The sequence below is a fragment of the Bacillus sp. z14 (2026) genome, assembly GCF_058313575.1.
On the sequence record NZ_JBZFQK010000002.1, the window covers coordinates 234,587 to 260,530 of the forward strand.

The 25,944-nt window shown below is 38.1% G+C and carries 30 protein-coding genes, 2 riboswitches and 1 other annotated feature; of the genes, 22 read left to right on the forward strand and 8 right to left on the reverse strand.

The window, feature by feature from the left end:
• Positions 1 to 9: 9 nt before the first annotated feature.
• The 3 genes from AC4G3O_RS07155 to AC4G3O_RS07165 are packed head-to-tail and all read left to right on the forward strand — an operon-like array spanning position 10 to position 3,779.
• Positions 10 to 1,446, forward strand: coding sequence for an O-antigen ligase family protein (locus AC4G3O_RS07155; protein WP_066101539.1), 1,437 nt, complete (start codon positions 10 to 12; stop codon positions 1,444 to 1,446).
• A complete protein-coding gene (locus AC4G3O_RS07160) occupies positions 1,443 to 2,606 on the forward strand; it encodes an NAD(P)-dependent oxidoreductase (protein WP_066101538.1) in 1,164 nt (387 codons plus the stop codon). Before AC4G3O_RS07155 ends, AC4G3O_RS07160 begins: the two co-directional genes overlap by 4 nt.
• A 27-nt stretch (positions 2,607 to 2,633) precedes the next feature.
• Positions 2,634 to 3,779 (forward strand): glycosyltransferase family 4 protein, encoded by a 1,146-nt coding sequence (locus AC4G3O_RS07165; protein WP_139891440.1) that lies wholly within the window; start codon positions 2,634 to 2,636, stop codon positions 3,777 to 3,779.
• Between the two features lie 42 nt (positions 3,780 to 3,821).
• Here AC4G3O_RS07165 and AC4G3O_RS07170 read toward each other — a convergent pair whose 3' ends face one another.
• The 3 genes from AC4G3O_RS07170 to AC4G3O_RS07180 all read right to left on the reverse strand — a co-directional run bounded on the left by AC4G3O_RS07170 (position 3,822) and on the right by AC4G3O_RS07180 (position 5,053).
• The gene (locus AC4G3O_RS07170; RefSeq protein WP_066101532.1) at positions 3,822 to 4,016 is read right to left on the reverse strand and encodes a DUF3813 domain-containing protein; all 195 of its coding nucleotides are present in this window, start codon (positions 4,014 to 4,016) and stop codon (positions 3,822 to 3,824) included.
• On the reverse strand, positions 4,017 to 4,157 hold the full coding sequence (locus AC4G3O_RS07175) for a competence protein (protein ID WP_066101530.1): 141 nt from the start codon (positions 4,155 to 4,157) through the stop codon (positions 4,017 to 4,019).
• Between the two features lie 77 nt (positions 4,158 to 4,234).
• The gene (locus AC4G3O_RS07180) at positions 4,235 to 5,053 is read right to left on the reverse strand and encodes a Cof-type HAD-IIB family hydrolase (RefSeq protein WP_066101526.1); all 819 of its coding nucleotides are present in this window, start codon (positions 5,051 to 5,053) and stop codon (positions 4,235 to 4,237) included.
• 130 nt (positions 5,054 to 5,183) lie between these two features.
• On the opposite strand from AC4G3O_RS07180, the gene AC4G3O_RS07185 reads away from it, so the two are divergent.
• The 4 genes from AC4G3O_RS07185 to AC4G3O_RS07200 all read left to right on the forward strand — a co-directional run bounded on the left by AC4G3O_RS07185 (position 5,184) and on the right by AC4G3O_RS07200 (position 7,759).
• Positions 5,184 to 5,948: a prolyl oligopeptidase family serine peptidase gene (locus AC4G3O_RS07185; RefSeq protein ID WP_491136010.1), complete on the forward strand. Its 765-nt coding sequence runs from the start codon at positions 5,184 to 5,186 to the stop codon at positions 5,946 to 5,948.
• 71 nt (positions 5,949 to 6,019) lie between these two features.
• Complete coding sequence (locus AC4G3O_RS07190) at positions 6,020 to 6,328, forward strand: metal-sulfur cluster assembly factor (RefSeq protein WP_066101520.1); 309 nt, start codon at positions 6,020 to 6,022, stop codon at positions 6,326 to 6,328.
• Positions 6,329 to 6,478: 150 nt separating this feature from the next.
• A riboswitch (TPP riboswitch) is annotated at positions 6,479 to 6,580 on the forward strand.
• 65 nt (positions 6,581 to 6,645) lie between these two features.
• A riboswitch (TPP riboswitch) is annotated at positions 6,646 to 6,748 on the forward strand.
• A gap of 222 nt (positions 6,749 to 6,970) precedes the next feature.
• On the forward strand, positions 6,971 to 7,105 hold the full coding sequence (locus AC4G3O_RS07195; protein ID WP_257468970.1) for a hypothetical protein: 135 nt from the start codon (positions 6,971 to 6,973) through the stop codon (positions 7,103 to 7,105).
• Between the two features lie 183 nt (positions 7,106 to 7,288).
• Positions 7,289 to 7,759: a GNAT family N-acetyltransferase gene (locus AC4G3O_RS07200; RefSeq protein ID WP_254654683.1), complete on the forward strand. Its 471-nt coding sequence runs from the start codon at positions 7,289 to 7,291 to the stop codon at positions 7,757 to 7,759.
• Between the two features lie 117 nt (positions 7,760 to 7,876).
• Here AC4G3O_RS07200 and AC4G3O_RS07205 read toward each other — a convergent pair whose 3' ends face one another.
• Positions 7,877 to 8,527, reverse strand: a complete 651-nt coding sequence (locus AC4G3O_RS07205) for an MOSC domain-containing protein (protein ID WP_491136011.1) — start codon at positions 8,525 to 8,527, stop codon at positions 7,877 to 7,879.
• Between the two features lie 238 nt (positions 8,528 to 8,765).
• Here AC4G3O_RS07205 and AC4G3O_RS07210 point away from each other — a divergent pair, with 238 nt between their 5' ends.
• From AC4G3O_RS07210 to AC4G3O_RS07240, 7 genes are all read left to right on the forward strand, one after another.
• Positions 8,766 to 8,972 carry a twin-arginine translocase TatA/TatE family subunit gene (locus AC4G3O_RS07210; protein WP_066101510.1) on the forward strand — a complete coding sequence of 69 codons (207 nt, stop codon included), beginning with the start codon at positions 8,766 to 8,768 and terminating at the stop codon, positions 8,970 to 8,972.
• A 535-nt stretch (positions 8,973 to 9,507) separates the two neighbouring features.
• Positions 9,508 to 10,545 (forward strand): N-acetyl-gamma-glutamyl-phosphate reductase, encoded by a 1,038-nt coding sequence (gene argC, locus AC4G3O_RS07215; protein ID WP_491136012.1) that lies wholly within the window; start codon positions 9,508 to 9,510, stop codon positions 10,543 to 10,545.
• A gap of 25 nt (positions 10,546 to 10,570) precedes the next feature.
• Entirely contained in the window at positions 10,571 to 11,797 is a 1,227-nt protein-coding gene (gene argJ / locus AC4G3O_RS07220) for a bifunctional ornithine acetyltransferase/N-acetylglutamate synthase (protein WP_066101503.1), read from the forward strand.
• A gap of 14 nt (positions 11,798 to 11,811) precedes the next feature.
• Positions 11,812 to 12,582 (forward strand): acetylglutamate kinase, encoded by a 771-nt coding sequence (gene argB / locus AC4G3O_RS07225; RefSeq protein WP_491136013.1) that lies wholly within the window; start codon positions 11,812 to 11,814, stop codon positions 12,580 to 12,582.
• Complete coding sequence (gene argD / locus AC4G3O_RS07230; RefSeq protein WP_066101497.1) at positions 12,582 to 13,745, forward strand: acetylornithine transaminase; 1,164 nt, start codon at positions 12,582 to 12,584, stop codon at positions 13,743 to 13,745. The genes argB and argD overlap by 1 nt, the downstream gene beginning before the upstream one ends.
• A gap of 57 nt (positions 13,746 to 13,802) precedes the next feature.
• A complete protein-coding gene (gene argF, locus AC4G3O_RS07235; RefSeq protein ID WP_140461155.1) occupies positions 13,803 to 14,765 on the forward strand; it encodes an ornithine carbamoyltransferase in 963 nt (320 codons plus the stop codon).
• 46 nt (positions 14,766 to 14,811) lie between these two features.
• Complete coding sequence (locus AC4G3O_RS07240) at positions 14,812 to 14,997, forward strand: YjzC family protein (protein ID WP_066101493.1); 186 nt, start codon at positions 14,812 to 14,814, stop codon at positions 14,995 to 14,997.
• A gap of 25 nt (positions 14,998 to 15,022) precedes the next feature.
• On the opposite strand, the gene AC4G3O_RS07245 is transcribed toward AC4G3O_RS07240, so the two are convergent.
• Complete coding sequence (locus tag AC4G3O_RS07245) at positions 15,023 to 15,214, reverse strand: YjzD family protein (protein WP_066101490.1); 192 nt, start codon at positions 15,212 to 15,214, stop codon at positions 15,023 to 15,025.
• 264 nt (positions 15,215 to 15,478) lie between these two features.
• Between AC4G3O_RS07245 and AC4G3O_RS07250 the strand changes: the two genes are divergently transcribed.
• The 3 genes from AC4G3O_RS07250 to AC4G3O_RS07260 all read left to right on the forward strand — a co-directional run bounded on the left by AC4G3O_RS07250 (position 15,479) and on the right by AC4G3O_RS07260 (position 17,278).
• Positions 15,479 to 16,201 (forward strand): alpha/beta fold hydrolase, encoded by a 723-nt coding sequence (locus AC4G3O_RS07250; RefSeq protein ID WP_077247958.1) that lies wholly within the window; start codon positions 15,479 to 15,481, stop codon positions 16,199 to 16,201.
• Between the two features lie 59 nt (positions 16,202 to 16,260).
• Entirely contained in the window at positions 16,261 to 17,013 is a 753-nt protein-coding gene (locus tag AC4G3O_RS07255) for a hypothetical protein (protein WP_491136014.1), read from the forward strand.
• Positions 17,014 to 17,089: 76 nt separating this feature from the next.
• The gene (locus AC4G3O_RS07260; RefSeq protein ID WP_066101485.1) at positions 17,090 to 17,278 is read left to right on the forward strand and encodes a ComZ family protein; all 189 of its coding nucleotides are present in this window, start codon (positions 17,090 to 17,092) and stop codon (positions 17,276 to 17,278) included.
• Positions 17,279 to 17,285: 7 nt separating this feature from the next.
• Here AC4G3O_RS07260 and AC4G3O_RS07265 read toward each other — a convergent pair whose 3' ends face one another.
• Complete coding sequence (locus tag AC4G3O_RS07265; RefSeq protein WP_139063793.1) at positions 17,286 to 17,531, reverse strand: hypothetical protein; 246 nt, start codon at positions 17,529 to 17,531, stop codon at positions 17,286 to 17,288.
• A 185-nt stretch (positions 17,532 to 17,716) separates the two neighbouring features.
• Here AC4G3O_RS07265 and AC4G3O_RS07270 point away from each other — a divergent pair, with 185 nt between their 5' ends.
• From AC4G3O_RS07270 to AC4G3O_RS07285, 4 genes are all read left to right on the forward strand, one after another.
• Positions 17,717 to 18,652 carry a beta-ketoacyl-ACP synthase III gene (locus tag AC4G3O_RS07270; RefSeq protein ID WP_066101479.1) on the forward strand — a complete coding sequence of 312 codons (936 nt, stop codon included), beginning with the start codon at positions 17,717 to 17,719 and terminating at the stop codon, positions 18,650 to 18,652.
• A 33-nt stretch (positions 18,653 to 18,685) separates the two neighbouring features.
• Positions 18,686 to 19,927, forward strand: coding sequence for a beta-ketoacyl-ACP synthase II (fabF, locus tag AC4G3O_RS07275; RefSeq protein ID WP_139891431.1), 1,242 nt, complete (start codon positions 18,686 to 18,688; stop codon positions 19,925 to 19,927).
• A gap of 121 nt (positions 19,928 to 20,048) precedes the next feature.
• A complete protein-coding gene (locus AC4G3O_RS07280; RefSeq protein WP_491136015.1) occupies positions 20,049 to 20,819 on the forward strand; it encodes a DUF2268 domain-containing putative Zn-dependent protease in 771 nt (256 codons plus the stop codon).
• 105 nt (positions 20,820 to 20,924) lie between these two features.
• On the forward strand, positions 20,925 to 21,686 hold the full coding sequence (locus AC4G3O_RS07285; RefSeq protein WP_066101471.1) for a YjbA family protein: 762 nt from the start codon (positions 20,925 to 20,927) through the stop codon (positions 21,684 to 21,686).
• A 468-nt stretch (positions 21,687 to 22,154) separates the two neighbouring features.
• Here AC4G3O_RS07285 and trpS read toward each other — a convergent pair whose 3' ends face one another.
• Positions 22,155 to 23,144: a tryptophan--tRNA ligase gene (gene trpS / locus AC4G3O_RS07290; protein ID WP_066101468.1), complete on the reverse strand. Its 990-nt coding sequence runs from the start codon at positions 23,142 to 23,144 to the stop codon at positions 22,155 to 22,157.
• Between the two features lie 46 nt (positions 23,145 to 23,190).
• Positions 23,191 to 23,429: a binding site (T-box leader), on the reverse strand.
• A 47-nt stretch (positions 23,430 to 23,476) separates the two neighbouring features.
• Entirely contained in the window at positions 23,477 to 23,857 is a 381-nt protein-coding gene (locus AC4G3O_RS07295; protein WP_077247957.1) for a DUF3899 domain-containing protein, read from the reverse strand.
• A gap of 359 nt (positions 23,858 to 24,216) precedes the next feature.
• Here AC4G3O_RS07295 and AC4G3O_RS07300 point away from each other — a divergent pair, with 359 nt between their 5' ends.
• Entirely contained in the window at positions 24,217 to 25,872 is a 1,656-nt protein-coding gene (locus AC4G3O_RS07300) for a peptide ABC transporter substrate-binding protein (protein WP_066101466.1), read from the forward strand.
• The last annotated feature ends 72 nt before the right edge of the window (positions 25,873 to 25,944 follow it).

Sequence of the window (25,944 nt, forward strand, 5' to 3'; positions counted from 1 at the left end):
GGGGGATCGGTGAACAGCTTGCTCATGAACACCAATAATCGGCAGTTTATTCAAATAGCAATGGCGGTCATTCTTGCGATGGTCGTTGGAGTCTTTGCTGCCTTACCGCTTGTCTATTTACCTATCATCATATTGATTATAGCGGTCATTTTTTTCTTTCCATTATCAGTTGAGAGAATTTTCACCTTCATTGCCCTGTCCATTTTTATTGACCGATCGTTTATTACCTTTCAGGGATCATATATACGGATCTTTCAAATATTGTTTCTAGCATTATTTTTAAAGTTTGCGATTGAATATTTGCTCTCTAGACGGGAAATTGTACATGCCCCCTTATTTATCCTGATTAATTTATGGGTCTTCAGCTATTTTTTTAGTATTGGCCATTTAATCAGTGTGGGGGATTTCTGGGAATCTGTCGTTGGGCAACTATTTTTGAACCTATTCTATTTTATTTCTGTGCAATGCATCTATAGTAAAGGACTTTCTTACTTTGACAAGATTTTGAAATACACCATTATTTCGGGTGTTATTGTAACTTTTGTCGGAATCCTGCAATGGATTGGATTCTTTTTTGGATTTGAATTTGGGCTCAGCCATTATGAAGAGATAGGAATTCCTAGACCTTCATCATTTGCCCATGAACCTGACTGGTATGGCTTATTTGCCGGATATTCCGCTGTCTGGTTTGTCGTGATGTATTTAAGAAAGGATTCCCGTTTATTTTCACAGCTCTTTATTTTGATTGGCATGTTTATGTGTTTTGTAGGTGTATTTATCAGTATGGCCAGAGCAAGCATTCTATCCTTAATTGTAGCAATACTCTTTATTTTAATTATCACAAAAAATATGAGAGCGATTAAACTGCTTGCCAGTTCAGCCATTATTATGATTGTGGGGGCGATGGTACTCTTCATCATAAACCAGGACATTTTCATGAAGGTATATGATCGCTTCAATCCAAGCACAAGTCTTGAAACCGACCAGGGAGCAGCAGACAGCCGGTTTGCATCAATCCAGCTGATGCTTGATTATATCCCGAAGCATCCGCTAGTCGGCAATGGCAGCGGCGGAATGTCGGAATTATCAATGAGAGATGATATTAGGCAGGAGTATATTTATGGAGGGGAATTAAACGCTGGGAAAGGGAATGCCAATATTTTTTTAACCGTATTGTTTGATACGGGTATCATTGGTCTGATTATTTTCCTGCTGATTCTTGGAAGGGCCGCCTGGATGATTCTGTCTGTTTATCATAAATCTAATTTCATACCTCTTGGCTTTTTAGCAGCTAGTATTTTTATCTTAGTTGATTTCAATTTCAATAATGGATTTAGAATGGGATTCGTGTGGTTTCATGCTGCTTTAATTGCAAGCTATTTCCTTCTCATAAGAAAAGAAAAGAGAAGACTTAATACCATACCGGGGGGAGAATTGGATAGATGATGAAACAAAGAGTGGGCATTATCGGAAGCGGGTTTATTGGGAAAGGTTTAGTAAATGCACTACATTTATTTAATGATATAGAAGTGACAAAGGTATTAACAAGAAGTAGGGTAGATACTCGAGGAGATTACCGATATCCTGATTTACTGACCCATTCAGTCGATGAGGTGATTGAGCATTCAGATGTAATTGTTGAGTGTACAGGGGATGTTTTGTTTGGCACCGATATGATTGCTAAGGTGATGGAAGCAGGAATTCCTGTCGTGACAATGAATACGGAGCTGCAAGTTACAACAGGCTCCTATTTTGCCAAACGAGGTTACATTACAGAAGCAGAAGGAGACCAGCCTGGTTGTTTGGCGGCTTTAAGAGAAAATGTTCTTCAGATGGGATTTGAACCAATGGTTTTTGGCAATATAAAAGGATTTTTAAATCCTAATCCTTCACCCAAGGATATGCTTTATTGGTCGAATAGAAATAAAATCAGCTTAGAGATGGTTACCTCGTTTACTGATGGAACGAAAGTGGAGTTTGAACAAACACTTGTGGCAAATGGGCTTAATACAAAGTTTTTGCCATCAGGGATAATGGGAATAAGCGCGGAAGATTTACAGGAGGGGGCTAATGCACTCGCATTAGAAGCCGATCAATTAGGATATCCAATCAGCGATTATGTTCTGTCGTCAAAGGCTCCTGCTGGGGTATTTATTACGGCTAAGCATTTGGATATGCAGGGGCAGCGTAATGCACTTCAATATATGAAGCTAGGGGACGGTCCTTATTATACGATTATCCAGCCTTTTCATTTATGCCATCTTGAAGTGGTCAAAACAATAAGAAGGGTTTTTGAAAAGAAAGAAGTATTATTAAATAATAGCTGTTTTCCATCCTATAGCATGGGATCGATTGCTAAGAAGAAGCTGAATATTGGAACTGTCATCAATAGAGGCATTGGAAGTTTTGAAGTGAGAGGGAAAGCGTTAAAGATTGAAGATGAGCCTAACCATATACCAATTGGACTCTTAGATTCGGTAAGGATTATAAAACCTGTAGAAGAAGGGGAAATACTGACCTTCTCACATGTTGAAATAGACGATAGTCTGGCCTATAGGGCATGGATGGAAATAAAAGAACAGTCCATATTATTGCAGGAAATTTAATGAATATATGAGAGGATGTGAATCATCATGAGAGTTCTCCATGTCATCAGACAATACAAACCAGTTATTGGCGGTATGGAAAATTATGTGGAAAACTTGGCCGTCCACCTAAAAGAAAGAGGGATTTATTCGGAAGTATTAACGTTAAATGCAGATTTTTCAAATGGTGAAAAATTTTCCGATTCTGCCATTATAAATGGGATTAAAATCAAGAGAATTCCTTATTTCGGTTCGCGGAGATATCCGATTGCGTTATCTGCTGTCAACTATATCTCTGAATTTGATTTAATTCATATCCATGGGGTTGATTTCCTGCTCGATTACTTAGCTGGATTAAAACCATTTCATAAAAAAACGATGATTCTCTCTACACATGGCGGGTTCTTTCACACGAAGAAGTTTTACCTTTATAAAAAGCTTCACTTCCATACTGTAACGAAGTATAGTTTGAAGAATATGAAATGGATTGTCGCTGTCAGTGAAAATGATTATAAATCATTTCGACCAATCTGTCCTGAGAGGCTAGATTTGATTGAATGCGGAATAAACTTTGACCATTATCATACGATTGCAGAGGAAAATGGGTACCCGAATCGGTTTATCTTTGTTGGAAGATTCTCGAAGAACAAACGAATAGACAAGCTTCTGCTTTTGATTAAGAAGCTGAAGGTAGAATTCCCAGATGTGCACCTATCCATTGTGGGAAGGGATTATGATAACTTAAAGGGAGAGTTAGAGAAACTTATCGATGAATATGAAATTGGAAATCATGTGGCTATTTGTGAGGCATTATCTGAAGAGGAACTCCTCGAGGAAATGGCCAAGGCGTCCTATTTTATATCCGCTTCCGAATATGAAGGTTTTGGGTTATCTTCATTAGAGGCGATGGCAGCGGGAAGGGTAGCATTGCTGAACAATATCCCCTCCTTTGAAAAAATGATTCAGGATGGCAAGAATGGCTATTTGTTGTCTTTCGATGATGTCGATTCTGTTGAACAAAAGGTTAAGGAAGTTTTATTCAACAAAGATATGGAAAAAGTCAGGCGGGCAGGAGTAGAGAAGGCTAGGCAAAATTCTTGGGGAGCAGTAGTGGAAAGGTTCATTGATTTGTATGAATCTATTCATAAAGAGGCAAATGATACCCATTCAAAATTGGCAAGCAAAGTGAAATAAAGAGAGGGCGCAAGGAGTGTACCTTGGTGCCCTCTCTTTTTATTATTGAATGCTGTTTTCTAGGGAGTCAAGCACATCTTGCATTTGATGGAGTTGCGCCTGCTCAGCCAGTGTTGAATTCGCAAATGCAGAAGATAGCTCATTGCGTGCTTTAGTGATTAGTTCCTGTTGATTAGAGCTTTCTATCTGTGCCAATTCCACAGCTTTTTGAGCCCGACTAAATAATTCATTGCGCATTTACAGTCCTCCACAGGTAGAAGAATCTTGATTCTCTTCAGCCTCAGCCATCGTTAAACGATATGGGAATCGCTCACTATGTTTAGACACAGCCGTTTTACCTTGTTGAACAAAGCGCTTTGATTTATTTCTTTTTCCCATGGAAGTACCTCCTGCATTCAAGGTGTGACTCGAAAGGAAGAGTCATATCTATCATAACCAGACGGAGATTATGTTAGTCACGCAGATTTTATATTAAATTTCTCTTCAAGGAAGACTGCAATTCCATCTTCCTCATTTGATAATGTAATGTGATTAGCAACATTTTTCAGCTGTTCAATACCATTTCCCATGGCTACGCCGGTTCCTACATAATCAAGCATTTCTAGATCATTATCTTCATCGCCAAATGCGATAATATTTTTTCTGGAAATTCCTAAATCTTTTGATACCAAATCAACACCAACTGCTTTGCTCATTCCATTTCTAACGATTTCGATGACATGCCATGGATCTGCCCAGCGTCTGTGATCAATGACTTCAGCATGGACATCCGAAAGGTGTTTCCTGATTCCGGCGACATCATTTTCATCGGAATGAATAAGCATCGAAGTAGGGGAAGCCTGTAGAAATTGGCGTAGATCACCTGTAGTTATATTGCTGCTGCCGTGATGCAAAATATCAATTAATTTTTCATCATGGTAATGGAAATACACATCATCCTTTACCTCGGCAATAATATTGTGTAAACGATAATCGTCCATAGCTTCCACAATGTCTTTTGCCACTTTTATATCTAGCGGCGAATGATGCATGCCCCAGCCTGTATGGAGGGGATGGTGAATAAAAGCTCCATTAAAATTCACAATCGGGGTTTTAAATTGCATTTCACGATAATAAGGTTCACTGGATCGGTATGGTCTCCCAGTAGCAATCATCACTTCATGACCATTATTTTGTAATGTTTGCAATACTTTTTTAGTACGTGGAGAAATGGTTTTATCATCTTTCAATAATGTTCCATCTAGATCAAGTACAATTAAATGTTTATCTGACATATGGCTCTCCTTCTAAAATTATAAGTTGAATTAATTCCATTTAGATTCCTATTTTATATATCATAACAAGTATAGCCGTTTAATGGTATCGTTTGGTTTGTAAAAAAATATATAGAGAAGGGGAATAATAATGATACAAGTAGAGAAAGTATATGTTGAACATATTCCAATGCTTATAGTAGGTAAGCAGGATATGAATAATGTACCTCTCCCCGGATTTATTTTTCTTCACGGTTTTACCAGTGCAAAAGAGCATAATCTGCACTATGCTTATCTTCTGGCGGAAAAGGGGTTTAGAGTATTTTTGCCTGAAGCATACTTGCACGGTGAACGAAAGGAACGGGACATGAAGAAGGATTTATCGAGTTCATTTTGGAAAATTGTTATTTCCTCTATAAAAGAATTGCATATGATCAAAAAATATATTACAGAGCATGGATTAGCGATTTATGATTGTATTGGTCTTGGCGGTACATCTATGGGTGCAATCACGACACTTGGCGCACTAACTCAATATGATTGGATTCGTGTGGGAGTCAGTCTGATGGGAAACCCGGAATATAAAGAGTTTGCGCAGTATCAAGTGGAGGAATTTGAAAAACAGGGGATTGATTTAGGGTTTACGGAGGAAGAGAAATTGAAAGTATTCAGTACTCTTGAAGAACTTGATTTATCCTTGCAGCCCGATAAACTAAATAATCGCCCTCTTTTCTTCTGGCATGGGGAAAAGGATCCTATTGTACCGATTGCAGGTGGCCGTGCGTTTGTTGAAAACCTCCAGGAAAAAGTAGATTCTGGCAGAATTACTTACATATCTGATAAGACGGCCGGTCATGCTGTTACTAGAAGTGGATTACTGCAGGCCGTTAACTGGATAGAAGAGAATCTTGTATAAGGATTAAGAATGGTCAGATTAAGTGAAATTTGGTAGGATTGAAACAAGAACGTTGAGGAAGGAGATTTAACATGGATCAAGATATGAAAGATAGCCTTATGAGTGCATTGGAAGAAGTTTTGGACCCTGAATTGGGAATTGATATAGTAAACCTAGGCCTAGTCTATAATGTCGATATGACCGACGAAGGCGATGTGACAGTAACGATGACCTTAACCGCGATGGGCTGTCCATTGGCAGGTACCATTGTCGATCAAGTACGTTATGCATTAAAGGAATTGCCTGAAGTGAAAAACGTAGAAGTAGACATTGTTTGGACACCGGCATGGACAAAGGATCGTATGTCACGTTATGCGAAAATTGCCTTGGGTATACAATAATAAAGATTGAATATATTTGGAGAGCTGAGTTTAAGGCTCTCTTTTTTATGAAAAAAAATATCTTTAAGATATTCAAATATCAACTGGGTTAATAGAATCGGTTGGTCCTATTGGAATTGGTTTTTATTTCTGATAAAGTTAAAATAATCAAATTATTTGCAGGGGGACTCTTGTTACGAGTTGAGAAGGTTAAAACCTGACCCTTTGAACCTGTCAGTTAATACTGGCGCAGGGAGCATGAAGTACATAAGTCTACTCGATATGTGCGAAAAGCTCTTTTAAGATGTATAGAAGAGCTTTTTTGTTTCCAATTAAATAGTTGATTGCGGGGGGACTCAAATTGCGAGTTGAGAAGGTTAAAACCTGACCCTTTGAACCTGTACAGTTAATACTGACGTAGGGAGCGATAACATCACTTTGTTGATGCGAGACCCTTTTTTAGTATAGGAAATACCTGGTGCAGATGGAGTGGCTGTTGTTTCTGCTATTGCTTTAAGTGATTATCCACTTCAAGCGGTCGAATCGTTTAAGCAGCAGTTTGTATGTTAAGTATCATGAAATGAATTAGGGTTTATGGGAAGGATAAAAGTGAAAGAGTGAGAATTTCTTCCGCTATTATTCTTGATAGGAGGCATAACAAACATGCGTGAATATGACCTAGTCCAATTAAATGAAGAACAGGTAAGGCAATTAAATGAGTACCAGGAAAAACTCAGCGAGCAATTAGGCCAAGATATTATTCTGATTGCTTATCATGATGAGGAGGAAAGCATTTAATTCCTGTAAAAAGGCGATCAGCTATATAGCAATGAATCGCCTTTTTACATATTAGAAAAAAGATTTGGTGAATTGATCAAGAATATAGGAAGATTATAGATAGATGGTTTACAGTTAATATAGGTATTTATGAATCCTAAAACCATGCACAGAAGAGAAGGATAGAAGAAGGGATAGAGAAGAGTGATAGGGAATATTCGCATATGTACGGAAATTACCGAAAAACACTGGCGGTTGTTAATGGAGGCAGATCCTTCAAGACAGCAAATCGAAAAATATAGCGATACAGGCTATACCTTTGAACTTCTTAGTGATGATGATATAGCAGGAATTATTATTGTAACTCCAAAAACAACGGAACGAGTAGAAATTATGAATCTATCCGTAGATGAAAAATGGCGGGGCAGAGGATATGCGAAGGCACTGATTGAGTATGCTTGTTCGTTTTCAGCTGCCAAAGGGTATCGCATCGCAGAAATAGGTACTGGAAATTCCAGTATCTATCAACTTGCACTCTATCAAAAGGTTGGTTTTAGAATTATGGGTATCGATCATGATTATTTTAGTAGGAATTATCCTGAGCCAATCTATGAAAATGGTATGTTATGCCGGGACATGATTCGTTTAGAAAGAAAACTTCAATTAAATAAGTAGTAGGTAGTAGCGCATATCATTTTGGGAAGTGATTTCATATTTGCAGTTTATCTATAAAATGAAGAATTAGAGACTGGGCATATGAATGTGACGGCCAGTCTCCATAAAAGATGTATATTATTTAGCCGAAGCTAAGACCCTACTAAATTTCTCTTTCCAGCTTTCTGATAAAGCATCGACGGAAAGGATACTTTGGATGGCCTCTCTATTGCTGGAGTCATGATGCATAATTTGATTGGCATATGCAATCGTAATGCTCTGTGGGGCTCGATCGATAATTTCAATGACAGAACCTTTAGTAAGGATACCCTCCTCCAAAACTCGTAAATAATAGCCCGAATAGCCACTTGCTCTAATCCAAAAAGGTAATTGGTCTATATTATGCCGAGCGGCAATTTTATAACAGGGTTCCCGTGGTTGGGTAACTTGAAATAGGCAGCCATCTGCCTTAAGAATGTCGCCAATCCTAACCTTATCCTCCGTTAATCCAAATATAGTTAAATTTTCTCCAAAATCCCCTGCTTTAAATAATTGTCCGATTTTCTCTGACCAGTAAGGGTAATGTTCTGAGGGATATACACATATTGCTTTATCAGGACCTCCGTGATGATTAAGGTCACTTTGTTTATCACCTTCTAAGTTGGTCTTTGAAACATGTATGGGATGGTGGACTTCATCTTTATAGATAGCAGATTGTACAACTTTACTCTTATAATGCAGAGATGCAGGTTTTCCTACACGTATTGACTCGATTGTTCCGCTGATCAAGCTAATCCCCTCTCTCATCTTTATTTCTTTAATAATAGCAAAAATAAAGACAGTCTATTCCGCATAGACGCAACTTATTACAAAATTAAAAATAGTGCCATACCCTTAGGGAAAAGTATACCTGGCAAACTAATAATAAGGAAATTCCATTATTTGTTTTTCAATGAAGAGAATGGTAGGATAGCTATGTGAACATGCTAATGTTTAGTAGAGATAGATTGAGATGGGAGAGAATAATATGTTTTCAAATATTGGAGTACCTGGGCTTATTCTTATATTAGTTCTCGCATTAATGATATTTGGGCCATCAAAGCTTCCTGAAATAGGAAGGGCATTTGGGAAAACATTAAAAGAGTTTAAAAATGCTACAAAAGATATAATAGAAGATGATGATGAAGTTAAAAAGAACAATAAGGTCAATATTGAGAAAACGCCAAATCCTTAATGTTTCATAAAAATTAAAAAGTACTATGATAAACCACCCTTTATTTTGCAGGCAGGGGTGGTTTTTAGTTTCTTCCTAGAGTAGTGCCCAAAGATGCAGCAATATATAGAGTACACGGTAATGAGGATATAGTAGTAAAAGACAATCTTTTTATATAACTATGTATAAAGGAAACTCCATTTTGAATCTTTTTTCAAAATGGAGTTTTTATTTTTTTGTTAAATGAATAGCTTTTAAAGCGACGAATAAATAATTAGGTCATTATTTAACCTGTCTGGCAGTGAATAACAGCATTTGTAGACTATAAAATGAAAGGTAAGGGGTAATTGTTTGAAAAATTTATGGAAAAGTAATCAAGGTCATAATACTACCTTTGACATAGTTTAATGATGATGAAGTTATATATTTTGAACTATATACATTAGGCAGATGACTATTTTTCTGAAAATAAATAAAAATACATTTGATTTTATAAATATACATACTATAATAGATAGATATTACAGAATATACAATCAATGGATGGGGTGGAAACATGAATGTATCTGTTGTAGGGGCTACAGGATATAGTGGAATGGAATTAATACGTTTACTTTCGAGTCATCCAACATTCCATTTAACGGCTGTATATTCATCTTCGAGTGCAGGTAATCGACTTGATCATGAAAATAGACAGCATTTTGGACTGATTCCCCATGTTTTAAGTGAAGTGGATCCAGGGCTAATTGCTAAACAAAGTGAACTTGTATTTTTGGCAATGCCCAGTGGCGTATCAAAGGAACTTGTTCCGGAACTGTATAAGAAAGGCTTGAAAATTATAGATTTATCCGGAGATCATAGGTTGAAAAGCGGAGAATTATATGAAAAGTGGTATAAAGGATCACCGCCATCAAACGATTTATTACAAAATAGTGTGTATGGACTATCTGAATGGAATCGGGCAGCAATCCGTGAGAGCCGTTTAATCGGAAATCCTGGCTGTTACCCGACAGCTACTTTGTTAGGATTGGTTCCGCTTTTATCAAATGAATTAATTGAATCATCTGACATTATTATTGATGCTAAATCAGGTGTTTCAGGAGCAGGTAAAAAGAGTAATGATTCGAAACATTATGCCCATGTAAATGATAACCTATCAATCTATAAAGTACATCAACATCAGCATATACCTGAAATAGAGCAACAATTATCAGAATGGGACTCTGAGCTGGCGCCTATTATGTTTACTACTCATCTCATTCCTATGACACGTGGAATAATGGTGACGATGCATGCAAAGGTAAAGCCTGAAGTAACAGCTGAACATATTCATAATGCTTTTCTAACAGCTTACCAAAATGAATTCTTTATTCGTTATAGGGGTGAAAATAGCTTTTCATCGACAAAGGAAGTGTATGGCTCCAATTTTTGCGATATAGGTTTCAGAATGGATGAGAGGACAGGAAGAGTCACCGTCGTTTCTGTAATTGATAATCTCGTCAAAGGAGCAGCAGGCCAAGCGATTCACAACGCAAATATTATGATGGGACTTGAAGAAACAGAAGGTTTACGTTTTTATCCAGTCTATCCTTAAGGAACAAAGGGAGTGGAGATAATCTATGAAGGTGCTAATGAATGGGGACATTAAGGCAGTAAAAGGAGGTATTCTTATACCAAAAGGGTATCAGGCAGAAGGAATCCATGCAGGCTTACGCTACGCGCGTAATGATCTAGCTATTTTATATTCGACTGTTCCAGCGAATGCAGCAGCCGTATATACGTTAAACACTTACCAGGCAGCTCCAATCCTTGTTACTAAGGAAAGTTTGAAAATAGAAGGAAAACTGCAGGCAGTCGTAGTAAATAGTGCGTGCGCTAACGCTTGTACCGGAGAACGTGGATTGAAGGATGCCTATTGTATGCGATCACATGTAGCGGATAAATTACACATACCTCCGTCCTACGTGGCGGTTGCTTCTACTGGAGTGATTGGTGAATTTTTAGAGATTGATAAGATATGCACTGGAATTGAAAATATTCATTTGACAGATCAGGAGGCGGGAGCTGAACATTTTGAAGAGGCTATTCTGACAACGGATACAAAGACCAAGAGCTGTGCTTTTCAAACTATAATCGATGGGGTTGTCGTTTCAATGGGAGGAGCGGCAAAGGGATCTGGCATGATTCATCCTAATATGGCAACGATGCTTGGGTTTATTACAACGGATGCAAATGTGGAACAGAGTTCCTTGCAAAGAGCATTAAGAACTGTGACAAATGTTTCGTTTAATCAAATTACAGTCGATGGAGATACTTCAACCAATGATATGGTTGTTGTTATGGCAAATGGAATGGCAGAAAATCAAATGCTCTCTGAAAAGCATCCGGAGTGGAATCGCTTTGTATATTTATTAAAAGAGGTTTCCGAATCGTTGGCAAAACAAATCGCGCGTGATGGTGAAGGTGCCACCAAGCTGGTTGAAGTGGTTGTAAAAGGAGCAGAAACAGACCAAGAGGCTCAAGCACTTGCAAAAACAGTCATAGGATCAAATTTAGTGAAAACAGCTGTTTATGGGGCCGATGCCAATTGGGGTAGGATTGTCGGAGCGATGGGGAGAAGCAATATCCCTTTTAATCAGGACCGGGTAAGCATTTTTTTCGGACCGGTGGAGGTTCTCCATTTTGGTGCACCCATTATTTTTGATGAGGAAAAAGCTCGTGATTATTTACTAGGCAATGAAGTCCAAATCAGAATCGAATTGACAGATGGACTCGGCACCGGAACTGCATGGGGATGCGACCTTACGTATGATTATGTAAAAATTAATGCAAGCTATCGAACTTAAGGGGAGATGTTTGGATGAAGATAATTGTTGTCAAATGCGGGGGAAGCATTATTGATCAATTAACCGATCATTTTTTCAATAGTTTAAGGGAACTGGAGGATAAAGGATATTCCTTTGTATTCGTCCATGGGGGCGGACCAGATATAAATGATATGCTCGCTAAATTTGAGATCCCTGTTCAGTTTGAAAAGGGTTTAAGAAAAACATCTGTCAAGGTCCTTGAGATAGCAGAGCTTGTCCTTGCTGGGAAGACGAATAGGCAGCTTGTGCATAAATTACAATCAAAAGGGTTTCAAACAATCGGAATAAATGGGTCGGACGGATTCATATTAGAGGCGGATTATATTAATAAAGCAGAGCTTGGTGAGGTAGGAATGATTAAAAAGGTAAACAGCCATCTTTTAGAGAGTCTGTTATCGAATGGGGTCTATCCCGTACTCACCCCGATTTCCATGTCAAAAGAAGGACGAAAGCTTAATGTAAATGCAGATTCCGCTGCTGGTGCTGTTGCGGCAGCCCTAAGAGCTGAAATGTGCATTTTTATAACGGATGTCAATGGAATAAGGAATGGTACAAAAACCATTGAGCATATAACAGAATCAGAAATCACCCAAATGATTGATCAGGGAACGATATATGGTGGGATGATTCCAAAAGTGCAGGCTGCTTTATCTGCTAAAAAGCAAGGTGCGTCAACAATATTAATTACAAGCGGTGTATCCAGATTCTTTGCTGATGAAAAATGGCAGGGTACATTCCTTGGAGCTGAGGAGAGGGTGATGTGATGTCTGCGCTATTACCGGTCTACAAAAAATGGGATATCACACCAATAAAAGCGGATGGCTCATGGATTGAAGCAGAGGGCGGAAAGAAATATCTTGATTTTACATCCGGTATTGGTGTGGTTAATCTCGGGCATAAAAATGATGAAGTCAAAAAATCTGTCGAGGCACAAATGGAACTGTTCTGGCATACGTCCAATTTGTTTCAGCTTCCTATCCAGGAAGAAGTGGCATTAAAGCTGAACGAGCTTACCGGATTGGATGGTGTTTTCTTTTGCAATAGCGGTGCAGAAGCAAATGAAGCGGCACTAAAGCTGGCCAGAAGAGCAACTGGAAAAACGAAAATCATTACATTCCAACAATCTTTTCACGGTCGTACATTTGGAGCAATGGCTGCTACTGGACAAAGTAGTATCCATGATGGATTTGGCCCATTACTGGAAGGCTTTGTTTATGTTCCATTTAATGATATTGATGCAGTCCATAAGGCTATAGATGAAGATGTAGCGGCTATTATGGTAGAGATCATTCAAGGTGAAGGCGGGATTATTCTTATTGATGAGGGCTTTTTAAAGAGTATTAACCAACTATGCAATGAGAACAATATATTGCTGATTATTGATGAAGTTCAAACGGGAAATGGGAGAACAGGCTATCCTTATGCTTATTTAAAGTATAAGGGAATCAAACCGGATATTGTGACCACAGCTAAGGGTCTTGCTAATGGTCTGCCCATAGGTGCGATGGTAGCCAAAAAAGAGCTGAAAGAATCATTCGGCAAAGGTGTTCATGGTTCTACCTTTGGCGGAAATCCAGTATCATTGGCGGCAAGCAAAGTGGTGTTGAATCAAATAAGCAATCCTCAATTTTTAGCAGAAATCAGAGATAAAGCTGAGTGGTTTATTAGTGAACTGAAGATAGCAGCCGAGGATATCCCGGTTATAAAAGAGATCAGGGGAGAGGGTCTGATGATCGGGATTGAATTAAAGGAAGAAGTAGCTCCCTATATTAAACAAATAATTGAACATCAATTATTTGTCTTACAAGCCGGCTCGCATGTGATTCGTTTGCTTCCTCCGTTGACTGTTTCACGAGATGAGCTTTTATTAGCTTTAGCCATTTTAAAGGAAGTATGCAAAACCAATCTAACAATGACGAAGGCCTAAGTTATCTGATGCCTCGTTCGTATAGTCTATAAATTTCAAGTGAGAGGAAAGGCAGATATGAAACTACTGTATGGAACTAAACGAATAATCAGTCAAAAAGATTTTTTATCCATGGAAGCCATTACGGCGCAGCAATTGAATGAATTATTGGAGCTCGCAATGGATTTAAAAGAAAGGCTAAATAAAGGATATTTGGATACCCCATTAAAGGGGAAAATATTGGGGATGATCTTTGAAAAAAATTCAACAAGGACACGGGTTTCTTTCGAAGCAGGCATGCTTCAGCTAGGGGGTCATGCCATTTTCTTAAGTAGAAATGACACGCAGCTTGGCAGAGGTGAACCGATTTCAGACACAGCACAAGTGTTATCAGAATATGTGGATGCAATCATGATACGTACTACTGGCCATGATAGAGCGGAAACATTGGCAACAAGCTCCAGTGTGCCGGTTATTAACGGATTGACTGACCTTGAGCATCCATGCCAGGCATTGGCTGACTTGTTAACGATTAAGGAAGAGAAAGGAACTCTCCAGGGAATCAAGCTCGCTTATATCGGTGATGGGAATAATGTTGCCAATTCTTTGATGATGGCTGCTGTTAAATCGGGTATGCAAATTGCGATTGCAACGCCTCCTGGTTATGAACCAGATCCTCTTTTGGTCGAGAAAGCTATGACTGAAGCAATAATCAATGGAGGGAAAATAGAACTGTTTCACGATCCAGAGGCTGCTGTTAAGGAAGCTGATGTTATTTATTGTGATGTTTGGACCAGCATGGGCCAAGAAAAAGAAAATGAAAAAAGGCTGGAAGATTTTAAAAAATTTCAGGTAAATGAGCAATTGGCTGCTGGCGCCAAACTCGATTATTTATTTATGCACTGCTTACCAGCACATCGCGGTGAAGAGGTGACATCTTCCATTATTGACTCATCTAATTCCATTGTCATTAAACAGGCGGGAAATCGTTTACATGCTCAAAAAGCACTTTTGGTTGATTTAATGGTCAAACCTAACTAATAGTTGAACAATAATTGGGGATTCTAGAACAAAAGGAGGGATTTTTTTGGGACAGAATCGTCATTTTAAACATGGACAAAAGGCACCAAATAATGGTGAATATATCGAAATAGGGGAGACTGGCAGCAATGTCGTTAACCCAAAGAAGATTAAGCTGAAAGCAGGAGAGTATTTTCCTGAGACAACCAATGATGATCGTCATTGGACATATGTATCAAAAAAGGGCCGCTAATTAGCGGCCCTTTTTTGAAAATGAATTAATGTCCGGATTCCTGTACCGGATCATTTGGTATTACAGCTGAAACCACTAAAATTAATAGGGTAATGACCACACTAAGAATGGAAGCTGTATTGAAATCGTATTTACCGCCTTCAACCATTGAGCTTGTTACATAAATCACCATATGTGTTAATGCAAATGTCCATATAAATGTCAAAATATATTTCAATTTTCTCACCCCGTTCATCTACAATCCGTTATTATTTTATCATACCATACGTAACACTGGAAACAATTTAAATTATTTAGGTAAATATGGTTTGTACTTTATTACTTTGGGTTTTATCATAACATAGCCCAAAATGCAATTGATTATGAATACAAGTTAAAAAATAAATGGTTATTCTAAGCAATCAGAGAGATAAATAGCCCGGACAAATTGATTTATAGTGACATACATTAACATGGACTAAGGTTATTTGAGGGGAAAGCTATGATAAATCACAAAACGTTTCAACTGAATAAAGAATGGACAACCATTTTTTACCCGGAACAACCGAGTGGCTTTGCCATTATGTTACTCGGTGGAGATAAGCATTATATAAATGAAAAAGCTAATTTTTGGCTGGATCATCCAGGCAAAAAACAAATGCTTGAGTATCTGTTGAAGAGAGGGTATACGGTTTTTAGCTCTTATTTATCCGGTGCGCATTGGGGTAATGCTGAAGCTGCAGATTTAGCTATGGAAATGTATGCATTTTTTATCCGCAAGGAAATCGTAAACGAAAGAATTCATATCATAGCGGAAGGAACTGGCGCGTTGGTGTTAGATACAATTTGTCATAAATTAAAAGAAAAAGTACGATCTGTTGTATTACTAAATCCCATATTATCCGTAAAACAGAGCTATGAAAAAGAAGAAATAAATAAATTTTTCTTTAAGAAAATGAAAAAAGAATTGTACCAAGCCTACCATTTGGATGATCATACATTTAAAGAATGGATGGAGAAGAAGCCGGATACGACATTAGGAAAAGATATGCCGGTCTTAATCGTGCACGTCCTCGATAGGCTGGAAAGCAACCTGCCGGTTAAATATAGCTCATTCATTAACAATCATCCTTCATCAGAAATTAAGTATATTACACCGGAAAAAAGATATATTATTCCTTATCAAATCAATTCCTTTTTTAAAAACCATGAAAAAGATTTATAAATCTGAATAACCCTCGGGTTGGTTTAATACATTTATATAAACCGACAGGGGGTTTTTATATGCCTGAACATATTGTTCTGTCTCCGTATTCCTTTGTTGGATTTGAGATATGCAATAGGTTAATGGAAGAGGGTGTAGAGGTTATTGGGGTGGATCTACCTGTTTTGGTCGATCCAAAAGAAAAGGAAGAAAAAGAATTATTTTTAGGTAGAAATTCAAATTTCAAAGTAAAGAAACATGATCAGGTTATTAATGAAATAAAGGATGGCTATTTTTTTTATATTACTGATATGGATAATGAGTGTGAAAAATGGCTTGAATATGTAGAAAAAATCCCTAAAAAAATTGAGGATACGTTTATTTATGTAGGTATGGATAAAGAGGGATTGGTTAACAAGGATATTCCTAATCGAGTGGATACCACTATCATATTGCCAACCGTATACGGTCCATGGCAGCCGGAAAATACCGTCTTTTACAATTGTCTTAGTCAATCTCAATTTCCTTTTGAGCTATATGATTTAGAAAACAAAAGAGATGCTATCTATATAAGCGATGCCATTACAGCTATTTTTGAAATATCAAAATTTGAGCATGGAATCTACCAGGTTCAATCTGATATAAAAGAACATTGGCACCTTTTATTAAAAGAGCTTGGTTATCGGATTATCGCAGAAACTGGTGAAAAGCGAATTCCTGACCTTCAAAAGCTGAACATTAGGGAATATTTAGCGGTAACAAAAATATCCCCGCATGTGGGGATCAATTTAGTTAAGCAGCATATAAGGATTAGGAACCTCATGAGCTATTAGAATACTTTTTATATAATCGCCCCTTTCTACCATGATTAAGGGGTTTTTACAATTATTTGGAAAGGCGGTGGTTAACATGAAGAGGAAGCTTGAATATATGGCAATGGGCATGAAACACTATTCAGAAATCAAAAAGAAATTAAGTGAAGCGGGCTTAGATATAGATCGTCAACAATTACAGCCATTTATGGACATTTTCTTTACGGTTATGGATGAGGCTTATGAAAAAGGATATAAAGATGGTCGTTTAAAAAAAGGTGAGTGAAAGTCCTTCACTTGATTAAATTTGTAAATTTACTTATAAGGGATGGAATCTTTTTGAAATAAGGACTCAATTCGCTGATAGTGGACATTAGAACATCAGATTGTTCCATCAGTCTAGTGAAATCAATATTGGATGCTTGCTGTTCTTCAGGGGGAGGATCTTCCTTCGCCTGATTTTTCGTATGACGATCACCAAACATAAATCGATTAAAAGCCTCCTGATTGTCTGACCTGTTTCTATGATCATTGTTCAAGACATTCACCTCGTTTTTCACATATTCTTACTAATTAATGTATGTTGATATTGCTGGCTTGTATGGACATTCATTCATCTTTTTCGGAAAATTTGTTGCAATAAGGATTGATTTCTTTTAGAATTAGTACCAAGTCATAATATCAAATAATATAATCAGATGAATATAGCAAGAGGGGTGTAAGGATGAATGCTGGCATAATCGGAATTGGCAAATATCTTCCTGAAAACGTGGTAACAAACTTTGATTTGGAAAAAAAGATTGATACGTCAGATGAATGGATCCGAACACGCACTGGAATAGAAGAAAGAAGAATTGCCGATGATACCGTTGATTCTTCACATATGGCCTACGAGGCAGCAGTCAGGGCGATGGAGAATGCTGGAGTGACTGCTGAGGAAATTGAATTAATTCTAGTGGCAACTGTCACACCGGACCAATCCTTTCCTACAGTTTCCTGTATGATTCAAGAAAGATTGGGCGCAGTTAATGCAGCAGCTATGGATATTAGTGCAGCCTGTGCAGGATTTACCTATGGAATTGTAACTGCAAGTCAATTTATTAGGACAGGCAGCTATCGCACAATCTTGGTAGTAGGTGTGGAAAAGCTTTCAAAAATTACGGACTGGAATGACCGTAATACGGCTGTACTATTCGGAGACGGAGCAGGAGCAGCAGTATTGGGTCCTGTCAGTGATGGAAAGGGCATTCTATCTTTCGAGCTTGGAGCGGACGGTTCTGGTGGCATTCATTTAGAGAAAAAGCAAGATTATCTCACGATGAATGGCCGGGAAGTGTATAAGTTTGCAGTTAGACAAATGGGTGAATCATCCATCAATGTTTTAAATAAAGCAGGTTTGACAAAAGAGGATGTAGACTTTTTAATTCCGCATCAAGCAAATATACGAATTATGGAAGCTGCGAGACAAAGATTGGAGCTTCCAATTGAAAAGATGTCCAAAACGATTCATAAATATGGCAACACATCGTCATCTACTATTCCGATTGCGCTTGCTGAAGAAGTGGAAGCAGGAAAAATAAAAGACGGTGATTTGCTAGTATTAGTTGGTTTTGGAGCCGGTTTAACATGGGGAGCAGTTGCGATGCGATGGGGCAAATAAGAAAAGCCGAGATTAACTCAAGGAGAGATTGTAATGGAGAGTAAACGTGTAGTTGTGACAGGTATGGGGACCATATCACCTTTAGGCAATACTATCCGGGAGAACTGGGAAAACTTAGTGGCCGGAGTTTCAGGAATCGGGCCATTAACCAGAGTTAATGCGGATGAGTACCCTGCTAAGACAGCGGGGGAAGTAAAAAACTTTGAGATAACAGATATTATTGATCGGAAAGAAGCTAGAAAAATGGACCGGTTCACCCATTATGCGATTGCAGCATCAAAAATGGCAGTTGAGGATGCTAAATTGGAGATTACTCCTGAGAACGCAAATCGTGTTGGTGTATGGATTGGTTCCGGAATTGGCGGCATGGAGACATTCGAACAGCAATATGAAACATTTCAAAAAAGAGGCTATCGTAGGGTCAGTCCATTTTTTGTGCCGATGCTTATTCCGGACATGGCTGCAGGGCAAGTATCCATACTTCTCGGAGCTAAAGGGGTAAATTCCTGTACGGTGACAGCATGTGCTACAGGAACGAATTCAATCGGAGATGCGTTTAAAGTTATCCAGCGCGGTGATGCGGATGTGATGATTACAGGAGGTGCGGAAGCCCCTATCACGAAAATGTCTGTAGCTGGTTTCTGTGCGAATACTGCTTTATCCTCTAACCCAGATCCTAAAACATCAAGCCGTCCATTTGATAAAAATCGAGATGGATTTGTTATTGGAGAAGGTTCAGGCATTCTCGTACTCGAGGAATTATCACATGCAATTGCGAGAAATGCGCCGATATATGCTGAAATTGTCGGATATGGATCAACAGGGGATGCCCATCATATAACCGCTCCAGCCCCTGAAGGAGAAGGTGGCGCAAGAGCGATGAAAATGGCTATTGATGATGCAGGTCTTGATCCGGAACAGATTGATTATATTAATGCTCATGGAACAAGCACAGAATACAATGATTCCTATGAAACGATGGCCATTAAAACAGTCTTTGGTGATCACGCTTATAAACTGGCAGTAAGTTCAACAAAATCGATGACCGGTCATTTATTGGGAGCAGCAGGTGGCGTTGAAGCAGTCTATACGGTTTTGGCAATCAAGAATGGTATCATTCCACCGACTATTAATCTTGAAACACCGGATCCCGTGTGTGATCTTGATTATGTCCCGGGTGAAGCAAGAAAACGCCAAGTTGACTGTGCGATGAGTAATTCACTTGGATTTGGCGGCCACAATGCCACAATCGTTTTTAAAAAATATAACGGATAAAAAACTTTAAGCAGCCTCTCTTTTTGGTTCATCTACCAAAAAGAGAGGCTATTTTGATTCCCATAAAATATATCCTTTCATATAATGCTCTATTCAAATATAAACAGGATAGGTGAATGGGATGGGAGTTATCAGAACGGATAAATGGTTGGAGGAGTCCTTTAATGATCGGTTAAAAATAGAAGAGAATATTTTAGACACAGTAAATATGCGAGAACATGTTCTAATAGAAGTTTTAAATAGAATTGGCCTATACCAGCCCAACCTAAAAACAAACAAGACATATCAAAATATGAAGGAACGGAAGGCGTGGCATAGAATCGTACTTTATCATAAAAAATATAAAAAAGCATGGGATGGTCCGGATATTCCTATTTTCCTATTTCCGATGGCAAGTGAAGTGTTCAGCTTATTTCGCTCTCCCAATAAACATAAATCAGGGATTGCTTTCATTGATAAATTGTTTTTATTTATATCGGAGAAGGTGAAGGATAAAGAGCTGGAAGCTCTATTTGTCCATGAATATCATCATACAACGAGATTGGAATCCCTGGGGGGGCAGGTTAAGCATAGATTGGCAGACTCTATTATTATGGAGGGTCTTGCAGAATTTGCGGTATCAGAATATTGCGGTGAATCGTATTTGGCGCCTTGGATAACCAATTATCAAACGAAGGAAATCGAAGAACTGATTACAGAAAAATTCAAACCGAACTTTGATATGAAGCGATCTGATCCCCTTCATGATAAGTTGTTATTTGGGCATGGTACAATGCCAAAAATGGCCGGATATGCGGCAGGTTACAAACTTGTAAAGGATTATGCAGATCTTCATTCCATGAAGACTAGGGATATGATTGGTCTTTCTACTGATAAAATAATCAATGGATAATTCACTATGCAAAGAAAATCAATTTGCCACTCATACAAGGAATATTTTACAGGAAACTTGCCTATAATGATTGACAAATAGGATAGAAGTGAGGGATATTCGGGAATGTTGTATCTCCATGATGTTTGGGTAAATTGGTTTGAAGGTGAAGAAAACAGTTATAACATTTGCAGCTTTCACGAGTGGAGGAAAGAGGATACGGTTGAGTTACTTGACCAGGTTCCGCTTTTGAAGTTGGAGCCGGTTCTTTTTCACTACATTGAAAATGATTTATTGGAATTGCCTTCAAGTCTTCTACAGGATGTTTATAAGAAGGCGTATATTCGGAAGAATCATGAAAGACTTCCGATGGATTATTGTTTTGTTGCTACAGATGGGACAGGCATCATTGCTATTGATACGATAGGATACACCATACCAATCCGAAAGAGTAGATTAATTCCAAGGCAGGAGCAATTGGCTTATGATATGGTACGTAATGTGGATGCGCATCAGTATGACTATCAGTCAATGATTACAGATTATCAGAAGAAAGAGTATCATATCCTTTCCCCATCTCCTGATTTTATGCTGGGGTTAACACGCAAGGAACGTCAATTAAAGCAATTATTGTTCATGGTACTTGATCAATTAAAAAGTTCAAGCAATACAGCTGAAATTCGTTATTGGTATACAGAATGGGCGCCTGAACAATATTCCACAGTTTTAAAAATGGATTTTGATGAAATATGGCACAAGCTATACTCGGAAATGAAGATAGGCTGGTCAGAAAAACACGCCATGTTATGTGAACGTTTAATAAAAGGCCAACCATTTTTCGAAAAGCTCTGGGAAATAGAAGTAGGAGATCGACCATCCATGCTGTAATGGATGGTTTTTTTATATAAAAAGCTGAGGCGACTGCCCAGGAGCGAAGAGCATAAGACGAATACTCGGAGGGAGGTGCTTTTCCCTCCCGCAGAGTATTTGCTTATGACTCAAGCTCCTAGGAGCCGAAGCTAGATTAAGTAAAAAGCTGAGGCGACTGTTCAGCTCCGACAAGCATAAGAGGAGGCACGTAGGGAGGCGCTCTTTCCTCCCGTAGTGGCTACACTTATGACCTCGAGGAGCTAGGAGCCGAAGCTAGATTGAATAAAATCCTGAAACTAACTTAAGGAACGAAAACTAAAAGCGCCACATCGTGTGGCAACGTCTTTGTGACCAACATGCTGTTGGCCTCCGCAGAGTATTTGCTTATGACTCGAGTTCCTAGGCCCTGAAGTCGAATATAATAAAAAAGTGCTGAAGCTAGATTCAATACAAATCTAGCTTCAGCACTTTAATTTAGAACAATCTTTATCTTCTTTTACGACCTAAACCAATTGCGTTTTTCATTTTTCGTAATGTTTTATTAGCAGCTTTATTTGCCTCGAGAGCTCCTTTGTCGAGGATTTCATCCAATTCAGGGGAATTCAGTAATTCCTGATGACGTTCCTGAATAGGTCGTAGTGTTTCAACCACTACATTGGCAACCTCTGCTTTAAAATCTCCATATCCCTTACCTACAAAGCGTTTTTCAATGGATTCTATGCTTTCACCGCTTAGTGCAGAGTGAATGGATAGAAGGTTTGAAATACCTGGTTTATTTTCCTTGTCGAATTTCACGATTCCTTCTGAATCCGTAACCGCACTCTTGATTTTCTTCTCAACCTGCTTTAGATCATCTAATAAAGAAATAGTTGATTTTTTATTTGGATCGGATTTGCTCATTTTTTTGGTTGGCTCCTGTAAAGCCATGATTCGCGCCCCTGAAGCAGGTAGTTGGATATCAGGGATTGTAAAGACATCTCCATATTTTTTATTGAAGCGTTCAGCAATATCACGTGTCAATTCAACATGCTGTTTTTGATCATCGCCTACTGGAACAATGTTGGTTTGATATAAAAGGATATCAGCAGCCATCAATGGAGGATAAGTCAGAAGACCGGCTGAAACAGATACCTGTGATTTAGATTTATCTTTATATTGAGTCATTCGCTCAAGTTCACCAATAGAAGTATTACATTGCATAATCCATCCGGCTTCTGTATGAGCGGGAACCTCAGATTGGATAAAAATTGTCGCTTTCTCAGGATCAATCCCAACAGCCAGATAAAGGGCTGCAAGATTTCGAATGTTCTTTCTTAGTTCGAGGCGATCCTGCGGAACCGTAATCGCATGGTGATCAACTATGCAAAAGTAACAATGGGAATCATTTTGCAATTCTACGAACTGCCGTAATGCTCCTATATAATTACCAAGGGTCACCAGACCGGTTGGCTGAATGCCAGAAAAAATAATACTCATTTTCATTCTCCTTTCAATATAAAAAATCCCATTCGTCTCCACTATTAAAAGGGACGAATGGGATTCGCGGTACCACCCTAATTGTTTACGTTCTATACATAAACCACTCAGGAATATCCAAAAAGATATTCTTGCCCAGTAACGCGGGCAAACGTCCTGTCATACTGTCATTTTTCCTACAGGAGGCTTAAAAGTCCATTCAGGTATACGGGCTGTTTGTTCGCAGCAACCACAAACTCTCTGAAAACCTTGTACTACCTTACTACTCTTTGTCATAGCCTATAATAAATATTAAGTAATGATATTCTACTTAAACCTGATTAGAAAAGCAACTATCCAAAGAAAATAATTGAGCAAATAAAGGTAATGACGCATGAAAAGATACCTGCATAAAGTAAAGGGCTAGTCCAGGAAAAGGTAAGTACCTCCATATTCGGGCCTTTATCTTTAGAATCGCCTTCTAGTTCAGATATATATTCTTCTTTTTTTGAATTGATTTTCCAGAATTTTTTAAACGAGTAGGAAAAGAAAGAAAAGAAACCTCCTCCTATTACATATAGGAGAGCGCCGGCACAAACATAAAAGAGGCCTATCATAAAATAGCTATCAATCAATGAAAGCAGAAAGGGACTTTTTATATTAATTGAATAGATAATTGAAATTAGAAGGCTGATACCGTTTAATAAAAGAAATTTTTTTTGTGAAGACTTCATGGGTTTCCTCCGAATATAAGTTGTTTTATAAAGTGTATTTAAATTTTATACCAATAATTTAAAAATTAAAAGTTGCAAGTTTATTTATAAAATTTTATTATATTCATAACGTTTCATTTTAATTAAATATGCTTTTCTGGTTGGAATTATCTGAAAAATATAATTTTTTTGTTTTTATAGGATATTTTACCCAGACATTGGTGTATCAAGGTTTGTTGTTAATTCTTGTATTCGAAATGACATATGTTCGTAAACAAAATGTAAAAAAATGATTGCAAAAAATTCTGAAACGTTTTATGATTGGTTACGAAATCTTCTGAAAATTAGAAGAGTAAAAAATAGGGAGGTCATTTACTAGTATGAAAGCAAAAAAAATCTCATTATTTCTTGTAATGATTCTTGCTTTGAGCACTTTCCTTGCAGCTTGTTCCGGCGGAGACGAAGAGACAGGTAGCAATGATAAAGGTGAAGGCAAGAAAGACGTTGAACAAGTACTTAACTTAGTGGAAACTTCTGAAATTCCGTCTATGGACACTGTAATGGCTACTGACTCTGTTTCTTTCAACGTTATGAACAATACGATGGAAGGTCTTTACCGTTTAGGTGAGGGAGATAAAGTTGTTGCAGGTGTTGCTGAGGGAGATCCAACAGTAAGTGAAGATGGAAAAACTTTCACTATCAAACTGCGCCAAGATGCTAAATGGTCAAATGGTGATCCTGTAACAGCTCACGATTTCATTTATGCTTGGCAAAAAGCTGTAAATCCTGATACTGCTGCTGAATATGCATACATGATGTATGTAATTGAAAATGCTGAAGAAATCAACACTGGTAAAAAGAAAGTGGAAGAGTTAGGTGCTAAAGCGCTTGATGATTACACTCTTGAAATTAAACTAACAAATGCTATCCCTTATTTCCAATCTCTACTTTCTTTCGGAACATTCATGCCACAAAATCAAAAATTTGTTGAAGAACAAGGCGAAAAATTTGGTCTTGAAGCAGATACAACACTTTATAATGGACCATTCACGATGTCTGAGTGGAAACATGAAGAAAGTTTCACACTTTCTAAAAATGATCAATACTGGGATAAAGATACTGTAAAGCTCGAAACAATCAATTTTAAAATCGTAAAAGATACTAACACAGCCGTAAACTTATATGAAACAGGTAAAATTGATCGTGTAGGATTGACTGCTGAAAACGTTGATAACTACAAAGATAGCGAAGAATTCGGTACGGAAAAAGATACTTCTGTATACTTCCTTCGTTATAACCAAAAGAACAAAGCATTAGCAAATGTTAATATCCGTAAAGCAATTGATATGGCTTATGACAAAGATGCTTTTGTAAAAACAATCTTAAATAATGGATCTGTACCTGCATACTACTTGGTACCAAGTGATTTTGTTAAAGGTCCGGACGGAAAAGATTTCCGTGAAGCTAACGGAGATATGAACGTTACAAATAAAGATGAAGCTAAAAAGCTTTGGGAACAAGGCTTGAAAGAAATCGGCGAATCCAAAGTTGAGCTCGAATTGCTGAATTATGATGGTGACTCTGCTAAGAAAACTGGTGAGTATATCAAAGAACAGCTTGAAACTACTCTTCCAGGACTTACAGTTGGCCTTAAGCAACAACCATTCAAGCAAAAACTTGAATTAGAATCTAAAGGTGATTATGACTTCTCTTATGCTGGTTGGGGTCCAGATTATCAAGATCCTATGACTTTCATCGATATGTTCGTAACTGATGGAGCTCATAACCAAATGGGATACTCAAATCCTGAGTATGACAAATTGGTCGAAGAAGCTGGATCTACATTATTAAGTGATTTGCCAGCACGTTGGGAAGCTCTTCAAAAAGCAGAAAAAATCCTAATTGAAGAAGATGCGGCCATCAGCCCACTTTATCAACGCGGACTTTCATTCCTATCGAAGGATAAAGTTAAAAATCTATACAACCACGCCTTTGGCGGAGATTACAGTTACAAGTGGGTATCAATCGAGGAATAATAGCTCGTGTGCCTGAATGGGAGAGTGCATGCCTGAAATGGCCATGTGCTCTCCTTTTCCCTAGTTATAGGA

Bases quoted from the DNA above. Each gene is read 5' to 3' on its own strand.
- AC4G3O_RS07295 (WP_077247957.1), bottom strand. From the start codon at position 23,857: ATGAAGTCTTCACAAAAAAAATTTCTTTTATTAAACGGTATCAGCCTT.
- argC (WP_491136012.1), top strand. From the start codon at position 9,508: ATGAATGTATCTGTTGTAGGGGCTACAGGATATAGTGGAATGGAATTA.
- AC4G3O_RS07160 (WP_066101538.1), top strand. From the start codon at position 1,443: ATGATGAAACAAAGAGTGGGCATTATCGGAAGCGGGTTTATTGGGAAA.
- AC4G3O_RS07270 (WP_066101479.1), top strand. From the start codon at position 17,717: ATGAATGCTGGCATAATCGGAATTGGCAAATATCTTCCTGAAAACGTG.
- AC4G3O_RS07180 (WP_066101526.1), bottom strand. From the start codon at position 5,053: ATGTCAGATAAACATTTAATTGTACTTGATCTAGATGGAACATTATTG.
- AC4G3O_RS07210 (WP_066101510.1), top strand. From the start codon at position 8,766: ATGTTTTCAAATATTGGAGTACCTGGGCTTATTCTTATATTAGTTCTC.
- AC4G3O_RS07280 (WP_491136015.1), top strand. From the start codon at position 20,049: ATGGGAGTTATCAGAACGGATAAATGGTTGGAGGAGTCCTTTAATGAT.
- AC4G3O_RS07185 (WP_491136010.1), top strand. From the start codon at position 5,184: ATGATACAAGTAGAGAAAGTATATGTTGAACATATTCCAATGCTTATA.
- AC4G3O_RS07300 (WP_066101466.1), top strand. From the start codon at position 24,217: ATGAAAGCAAAAAAAATCTCATTATTTCTTGTAATGATTCTTGCTTTG.
- AC4G3O_RS07250 (WP_077247958.1), top strand. From the start codon at position 15,479: ATGATAAATCACAAAACGTTTCAACTGAATAAAGAATGGACAACCATT.
- argF (WP_140461155.1), top strand. From the start codon at position 13,803: ATGAAACTACTGTATGGAACTAAACGAATAATCAGTCAAAAAGATTTT.
- argD (WP_066101497.1), top strand. From the start codon at position 12,582: ATGTCTGCGCTATTACCGGTCTACAAAAAATGGGATATCACACCAATA.
- AC4G3O_RS07175 (WP_066101530.1), bottom strand. From the start codon at position 4,157: ATGGGAAAAAGAAATAAATCAAAGCGCTTTGTTCAACAAGGTAAAACG.
- AC4G3O_RS07255 (WP_491136014.1), top strand. From the start codon at position 16,261: ATGCCTGAACATATTGTTCTGTCTCCGTATTCCTTTGTTGGATTTGAG.
- AC4G3O_RS07165 (WP_139891440.1), top strand. From the start codon at position 2,634: ATGAGAGTTCTCCATGTCATCAGACAATACAAACCAGTTATTGGCGGT.
- AC4G3O_RS07190 (WP_066101520.1), top strand. From the start codon at position 6,020: ATGGATCAAGATATGAAAGATAGCCTTATGAGTGCATTGGAAGAAGTT.
- AC4G3O_RS07285 (WP_066101471.1), top strand. From the start codon at position 20,925: ATGTTGTATCTCCATGATGTTTGGGTAAATTGGTTTGAAGGTGAAGAA.
- fabF (WP_139891431.1), top strand. From the start codon at position 18,686: ATGGAGAGTAAACGTGTAGTTGTGACAGGTATGGGGACCATATCACCT.
- AC4G3O_RS07170 (WP_066101532.1), bottom strand. From the start codon at position 4,016: ATGCGCAATGAATTATTTAGTCGGGCTCAAAAAGCTGTGGAATTGGCA.
- trpS (WP_066101468.1), bottom strand. From the start codon at position 23,144: ATGAGTATTATTTTTTCTGGCATTCAGCCAACCGGTCTGGTGACCCTT.
- AC4G3O_RS07260 (WP_066101485.1), top strand. From the start codon at position 17,090: ATGAAGAGGAAGCTTGAATATATGGCAATGGGCATGAAACACTATTCA.
- argJ (WP_066101503.1), top strand. From the start codon at position 10,571: ATGAAGGTGCTAATGAATGGGGACATTAAGGCAGTAAAAGGAGGTATT.
- argB (WP_491136013.1), top strand. From the start codon at position 11,812: ATGAAGATAATTGTTGTCAAATGCGGGGGAAGCATTATTGATCAATTA.
- AC4G3O_RS07195 (WP_257468970.1), top strand. From the start codon at position 6,971: ATGCGTGAATATGACCTAGTCCAATTAAATGAAGAACAGGTAAGGCAA.